The 6,629-nt window shown below is 63.6% G+C and carries 5 protein-coding genes and 3 tRNA genes; 4 read left to right on the forward strand and 4 right to left on the reverse strand.

Translation table 11 applies throughout. The features are described 5' to 3' along the window. Positions 1 to 1,548: cation:proton antiporter (locus PF446_RS03380; protein WP_298069735.1), on the reverse strand; the 1,548-nt coding region annotated here is incomplete at its 3' end. Between the two features lie 171 nt (positions 1,549 to 1,719). Here PF446_RS03380 and PF446_RS03385 point away from each other — a divergent pair. From PF446_RS03385 to PF446_RS03395, 3 genes are all read left to right on the forward strand, one after another. Then, a tRNA-Ala gene (locus tag PF446_RS03385) sits at positions 1,720 to 1,795 on the forward strand. A 12-nt stretch (positions 1,796 to 1,807) separates the two neighbouring features. Next, positions 1,808 to 1,883: transfer RNA gene (locus PF446_RS03390), tRNA-Glu, on the forward strand. Between the two features lie 40 nt (positions 1,884 to 1,923). After that, a tRNA-Asp gene (locus PF446_RS03395) sits at positions 1,924 to 2,000 on the forward strand. Between the two features lie 209 nt (positions 2,001 to 2,209). On the opposite strand, the gene PF446_RS03400 is transcribed toward PF446_RS03395, so the two are convergent. Then, positions 2,210 to 2,695: a DUF1249 domain-containing protein gene (locus PF446_RS03400; protein ID WP_298069737.1), complete on the reverse strand. Its 486-nt coding sequence runs from the start codon at positions 2,693 to 2,695 to the stop codon at positions 2,210 to 2,212. A 63-nt stretch (positions 2,696 to 2,758) separates the two neighbouring features. Next, on the reverse strand, positions 2,759 to 3,574 hold the full coding sequence (locus PF446_RS03405) for a pyruvate, water dikinase regulatory protein (protein WP_298069739.1): 816 nt from the start codon (positions 3,572 to 3,574) through the stop codon (positions 2,759 to 2,761). Between the two features lie 180 nt (positions 3,575 to 3,754). Here PF446_RS03405 and ppsA point away from each other — a divergent pair, with 180 nt between their 5' ends. Next, positions 3,755 to 6,142 (forward strand): phosphoenolpyruvate synthase, encoded by a 2,388-nt coding sequence (gene ppsA, locus PF446_RS03410; protein ID WP_298069741.1) that lies wholly within the window; start codon positions 3,755 to 3,757, stop codon positions 6,140 to 6,142. Positions 6,143 to 6,226: 84 nt separating this feature from the next. Here the strand turns inward: ppsA and PF446_RS03415 are convergent, their stop codons facing one another. Next, on the reverse strand, positions 6,227 to 6,376 hold the full coding sequence (locus PF446_RS03415) for a hypothetical protein (protein WP_298069744.1): 150 nt from the start codon (positions 6,374 to 6,376) through the stop codon (positions 6,227 to 6,229). Positions 6,377 to 6,629 lie beyond the last annotated feature (253 nt).

Below are 6,629 nucleotides of genomic sequence, written 5' to 3' on the forward strand. Positions count from 1 at the left end.
GGCCAGCACGTTGCGAATGGCATAGGTGTACTGTCCGGCGAAGCGCTCACGGATACCCAGTTCGGCCAGCAGCATGCCCAGCGCGCCGGACTTGCGGTACACCGCGATCAGCATCGGCAACGAAAGGAACAGTGCGCAGGCCCAGATCACCGAATGCCGCGCCTCGCGGTTGATGCCCACCTCGGTGAACCAGCGCCAATTGTGCGCATTGATGTAGGCGCCGATGATGAACAACGTCACCACCAATGCGATGTTGACGCCGATGTGCCACAGAAAACGCCGGAACATCGCCGCGATCACGGCGTTGTCGTCCACGGGACGCATGTTCTCCAGCCACTCGCTGTAGCTTCGCGCCACACTGCGCAGCGGGCGCGGCACCAGCCACCGGGCACCGCGGATGATCGGATCGGCCGAGCGCACCAGATACGGCGAGATCGCCATGCATAACACGGACACCGACACGATCACCGGGTAGATGAAGTTGCTGACCACTCCCAGCGACACGCCCAGCGTAGCCATCACGAACGAGAATTCGCCGATCTGCGCCATGCTCAATGCCGTGCGCATGGAGGTGCGTGGATCGTGACCGGTAAGAAACACGTTCACCCCCACCGCCACGGTCTTGCCCAGGATCACGGTCGCCGCGATGCCCAGTACCGGCAGGATGTAGTTGTGCAGCATGGACGGATCGATCTTCAGGCCGATAGCGACAAAAAACAGTGCCGCGAACATGTCGCGCAACGGCTCGACCAGGTGGCGTACGCGTTCTGAACTGCGCGATTCGGCGACCACTGCGCCGGCCAGGAAAGCACCCAGCGCCACACTGAAACCCAGTGAAGATGCCAGCAGACAGGCACCGAAACAGATTCCCAGCACGCAGATCAGCAGCACCTCGTCGCGGCCGTACCCGGCCACATGGTCGACCAGTCGCGGCAGCAGCAGCAAACCCAGGATCAGCCCCACCACCACGAACAGCCCCAGATGCCCGACTACGGTGAACGCCGCACCCGCCGCGGCGGTGCCGCCCAGCGCCAGTGCCGTGAGCACGGTCAGCAAAACCACCGCCATCACGTCCTCGGCCACCAGCATACCCACCACCATCTTGGCGAACGGCTGGTGTCGCAAACCCACCTCGGCCAGCGTACGCGAAGCCACCATGGTCGAAGACAGCGCCATCATCGCACTCAGGAAGATGGTGTCCATCCGCGACCAGCCGAGCCACTGGCCCAGACCATAGCCCAACCAGAGCATCAGGCCGACCTCGGCCACCGCCGCGATCAGCACGCCCACACCCATGCTGCGCAGCTTGCGTACGCTGAACTCCAGACCCAGCGTGAACATCAGCAGCACCACGCCCAGGTTGGAAATGTCGTTGATGGTGCGTGGATCGGCGACCAGGGCCGGCGTCGGCATGTGCGGGCCGATCAGCACGCCGACCAGGATGTAGCCCAGCAGCGCGGGCTGGCGCAGGCGATGAAAGACCAGCATGGCGGCACCTGCCACCAGCATCACTACCGCCAGATCACGAATGAAACCGATATCGTGCATGCAGGATCCCTTTGCGCATATACGAACAGTATGCAGGATGTGTTCAAGTCCTTGTCGCGCAACATGACGCTGCGTCGCCACGCCAAAACAATATCGCTGATCGCGAACAATCTGCGCGAAAACGCTTGACGAAGCGCGGACGCCCCACTAATCTTTCGCGCTTCCAGCGGCGGGGCCATAGCTCAGCTGGGAGAGCGCTACAATGGCATTGTAGAGGTCGCCGGTTCGATCCCGGCTGGCTCCACCATTATCCTGAAAAGTCCCCATCGTCTAGTGGCCTAGGACACCGCCCTTTCACGGCGGCAACAGGGGTTCGAACCCCCTTGGGGACGCCAGGTTCAAACCGGAAAATGCAGTAACGCTGGAAGAAAACGTGGAGCGGTAGTTCAGCTGGTTAGAATGCTGGCCTGTCACGCCGGAGGTCGCGGGTTCGAGTCCCGTCCGCTCCGCCACTATCAAGCAGAAAGCCCGCCTCGCGCGGGCTTTTTCTTGCCTTCAACCTGGCCTGGGCAAGGACCCATCGCAGGGTGGTGCCATGTCGGAACATGCGGTACAAACTCGGTGCGCTTGAACAATCAACACGGTGCCGACTTGCGCTCCATGCCGGATGCGGCCTGCGACCATGTCCGGGCTACGGACAGGTCGGATCGATGCAACGTGGTCAGCGACAGCGAAGGCGCGTGGGTACGTCAATTCGCTGCAGGGTGCCGATGGAATGTCCCTGTTCGGAAAGGTATTCCAGCCAGCGGTTGAGGAAGCTGTTCATGCGCAGGCGATGCTGCAGCACCGTGCTGGCCTTGGGAAACGGACCCAGCACCTGCCAAAGATGACGGCCCGGTTCGCAATGCCACGCCTCGGCCTGTCGCGCGTCGGTGTACATGCGCAGCTGCGCCGAAGGCGTGGGCAATCCGGTCCGGTCATCGATGAAGCCGTAGCTGAGGTCCAGCTCCAGCGTATAGCGATGGCGGGTCTGCACGGTCATGTGCACCTCGATGCCGTCGCCGGGGTCGGACACGTAATGACCCGACTCCAGCCGCTGCGGCGCGAACAGCCGAGAAAGCCGCGCGTGGTTTTCGGAGTACAGCCCCATCAGATAGCCGAAACGGCTGGGCAGGACGGAGGCGGGACGGTCAAGAATGGCACTCATGGTCTGATGCTAGCATCGCTCCGGGCGGGACTGCGTTAATGCGTCCCCAGACCGCACAAGACATCAGAACGTGTCACGCACCAGTCCGAAGTGGCTGAGGATGCGCGAGGCGATTTCCTCGATCGACAGATGCGTGGTATTGATCTGCGCGATCTGCTCCTGCTTGAACAACCGCCGGGCCTGGCCCAGCTCCCAGCGTGCCTGCTCGGCGCTGGCATAGCGGCTGTTCGGTCGCCGCTCGGCACGGATATGCGAAAGCCGTTCCGCATCGATGTCGAGCGCGAACATGCGCGACTTGTTGTCTTGCAGGCAATCGGGCAGCTCCAGCCGCTCCAGATCCTCGTCGGTCAGCGGATAATTGGCCGCCCTGATGCCAAACTGCAGCGCCATGTACAAGCAGGTTGGCGTCTTGCCCGAGCGGGACACGCCGACCAGGATCACGTCAGCGGTGTCAAACTTGGTACTCATGCCGTCGTCGTGCGTCAGGGCATAGTTGGTGGCGTTGATGCGGTTGTCATAGCGACCGGAGTCGACCAGGCCATGCGAGCGGTTGACCGCGCCCGACCGTCGCGCATCCAGCTCGCGTTCCAACTGGCCCATGAACGGCGCGAACAGGTCGATCATCAGCGCTCCGCTGCTGGCCACCACGTCGCACAGGTCCGGGTCGACCATGGTGTTGACCACGATCGGCTTGATCCCGGTGCGGGCATACATGGTCTTGATCTGCACGGCCGCGGCCTGCGCCTTGGCCGAATCGTCCACGAACGGCAGACGGTGGGCATCGAAATCGATGCCCTCGAACTGGGCCAGGATCGAATGGCCGATGGTCTCGGCCGTGATCCCGGTCGAATCGGAAATGAAGAACACCGTGCGGCGCATGCCGTAAAAGCTCCCTGGACGGACTGCAGCAGTCTACCCGAGAGCGGGGTTCTCCTCCGTGCCTACGACCATGATCTAGACCGAAAACCTTGTTGAAGCCGGTTCAGCGGGCGACAATAGGCGTTCTCATCGCCGCTCATGATCGGTGCGGCCGACCCGACCTGGAAGGGAGTCTCCGTTTTGACTGACCTGGTGCTTTGGCTCGACAGCCTGCGCATGACCGACCTTGCCCGCGTGGGCGGCAAGAACGCCTCGCTCGGCGAGATGATCGGCAACCTGGCCCAGCTGGGCGTGTCCGTGCCCGGTGGCTTTGCCACCACGGCGGACGCCTACCAGACCTACCTGGAAAAAAGCGGCCTGGCCAAGCGCATCCGCGACCGCCTGGAGACCCTGGACGTCGATGAAGTCGACACCCTGGTCGCCGCCGGCAAGGAGATCCGCGGCTGGATCGTGGACACCGCCCTGCCCGACGACCTGGAGCAAGCGATCCGCGAGGCCTACATCAAGTTGTGCAAGGACGCCGGTGCCGACGACATCGCCGTCGCCGTGCGCTCCTCGGCCACCGCCGAGGACCTGCCGGACGCCTCCTTTGCCGGCCAACAGGAGACCTTCCTCAACGTGATGGGCATCGACGATGTCCTGCACACGGTCAAGGAAGTGTTCGCCTCGCTGTACAACGACCGTGCCATCGCCTACCGCGTGCACCATGGCTTCAAGCACGAGGACGTGTTCCTGTCCGCAGGCATCCAGCTGATGGTGCGCTCGGACATCGGCGCCGCCGGCGTGCTGTTCACGCTGGACACCGAGTCGGGCTTCCGCGACGTGGTCTTCGTGACCGGCAGCTATGGCCTGGGCGAGATGGTGGTCCAGGGTGCGGTCAACCCCGACGAGTTCTACGTCTTCAAGCCCACCCTGCGCGCCGGCAAGCCGGCCGTGCTGCGCCGCCAGCTCGGTTCCAAGCAGCTGCGCATGACCTATTCCGACGCCGAGGGTGAGCGCGTGCGCACCGAGGACACGCCCGCCGAACTGCGCCAGCGGTTCTGCATCACCGATGAAGACGTCGAGGAGCTCTCGCGCCAGGCGCTGACCATCGAAAAGCACTACCAGCGGCCCATGGACATCGAGTGGGCCAAGGACGGGGCCACGGGCAAGCTGTACATCGTGCAGGCAAGGCCTGAAACCGTGAAATCACGCGCCAGCGCCACCCAGCGCGAGCGCTTCCAGCTCAACGAGCAAGGCAAGGTGCTGGCCGAGGGCCGCTCCATCGGCCAGAAGATCGGCGCCGGCAAGGCCCGCCTGGTCAAGTCGCTGGAGCAGATGAACCAGTTCCAGGCCGGCGACGTGCTGATCGCGGACATGACCGACCCCGACTGGGAGCCGATCATGAAGCGCGCCTCGGCCATCGTCACCAACCGCGGCGGGCGCACCTGCCATGCCGCCATCATTGCCCGCGAACTGGGCGTGCCTGCGGTAGTCGGCACCGGCAACGCGCTGCAACTGGTCCCGGACGGCACCGATGTCACCGTGTCCTGCGCCGAAGGCGACACCGGCCTGATCTACGAGGGTCTGCTTGATTTCGAGCGCATCACCGCGGACCTGGGCGCCATGCCCGAAGCCCCGCTGAAGATCATGATGAACGTGGCCAACCCGGACCGCGCATTCGACTTCGGCATGCTGCCCAACGCCGGCATCGGACTGGCGCGTCTGGAGATGATCATCGCCAGTCACATCGGCGTGCATCCCAAGGCGCTGCTGGAGTATGGCCGTCAGGACGCCGAGGTGAAGGCGCAAATCGACGAGCGCATCGCCGGCTATGACGGCCCGGTGCCCTTCTACATCGACCGCCTGGCCGAAGGCATCGCCACCATCGCCGCCTCGGTCTACCCCAAGCCCACCATCGTGCGCCTGTCGGACTTCAAGTCCAACGAATACGCCAACCTCATCGGCGGCGAGAAGTACGAGCCGCACGAGGAAAACCCGATGATCGGCTTCCGCGGCGCCAGCCGCTACGTCGACCCGACCTTTGCCGACTGCTTCGCGCTGGAGTGCAAGGCGGTCAAGAAGGTGCGCGAGGTCATGGGCCTGGACAATGTCTGGGTGATGATCCCGTTCGTGCGCACCCTGGGCGAAGGCCGCAAGGTGGTCGATGTGCTGGACGCCAACGGCCTCAGGCAGGGGGCCCATGCCGAGGGCGAGAAGCCGCTCAAGATCATCATGATGTGCGAGGTCCCCTCCAACGCCCTGCTGGCCGACGAGTTCCTGGAAATCTTCGATGGGTTCTCCATCGGCTCCAACGACCTCACCCAGCTGACGCTGGGACTCGACCGCGATTCCAGCCTGGTCGCCAGCCTGTTCGACGAGCGCGACCCAGCAGTGAAGAAGCTGCTGGCCATGGCGATCTCCTCGGCCCGAGCCAAGGGCAAATATGTCGGCATCTGTGGCCAGGGGCCGTCCGATCATCCGGATCTTGCCGAGTGGTTGATGGATCAGGGGATCGAGTCGGTGTCGCTGAATCCGGATACGGTGGTGGATACCTGGTTGCGGTTGGCCAAGCACAAAAAAGCTTGAGATTTGGGCTGTAGGTGATTGAAAAAACGGGCTTCGGCCCTGAGATTTCCCCACGTTTTCATGCCGGCACTCCCAGTTGATCCATCAGTTGTGAGCTGGGGTGCCGTTGCCGCATCGCTCGCACGCCATGACCACGAGCCAGCTGGCAAATGCCGCCATGGCGCTGAGCAGCAACAGTGCGTAGCCCGGATAAGCAAAGCGCATCCGGGGAAAACACACGGCACGCGGATGCACGCCAGCATCCTGCACACCAGGGCCGCGATGCGGCCCGTCCCGGAGGCGGCGATGCCTTATCCGGGCTACATGCTGACCCCTGATTTTGCATGCGCTGTACATGCGCCTTGGTAACACCTGTTCGGTGTGCCCAGGCGCACGATGTACTACCGGTCCAGGAAGGCCCCGCCCAAGGTGCAGGAGGCTTTGGTCGGACCGATCAAGGACTTGATCGAGGACGTGCCGTCGTTTGGCTACCGCACGGTGGCTGGGT

Origin of the sequence: Oleiagrimonas sp. (genome assembly GCF_027858935.1) — a bacterium.
Taxonomy (GTDB): domain Bacteria; phylum Pseudomonadota; class Gammaproteobacteria; order Xanthomonadales; family Rhodanobacteraceae; genus Oleiagrimonas.

Excerpts from the sequence above, each read along its gene's own strand:
- PF446_RS03400 (WP_298069737.1), bottom strand. The coding sequence starts at position 2,695 with ATGAGTGCCATTCTTGACCGTCCCGCCTCCGTCCTGCCCAGCCGTTTC.
- PF446_RS03405 (WP_298069739.1), bottom strand. The coding sequence starts at position 3,574 with ATGCGCCGCACGGTGTTCTTCATTTCCGATTCGACCGGGATCACGGCC.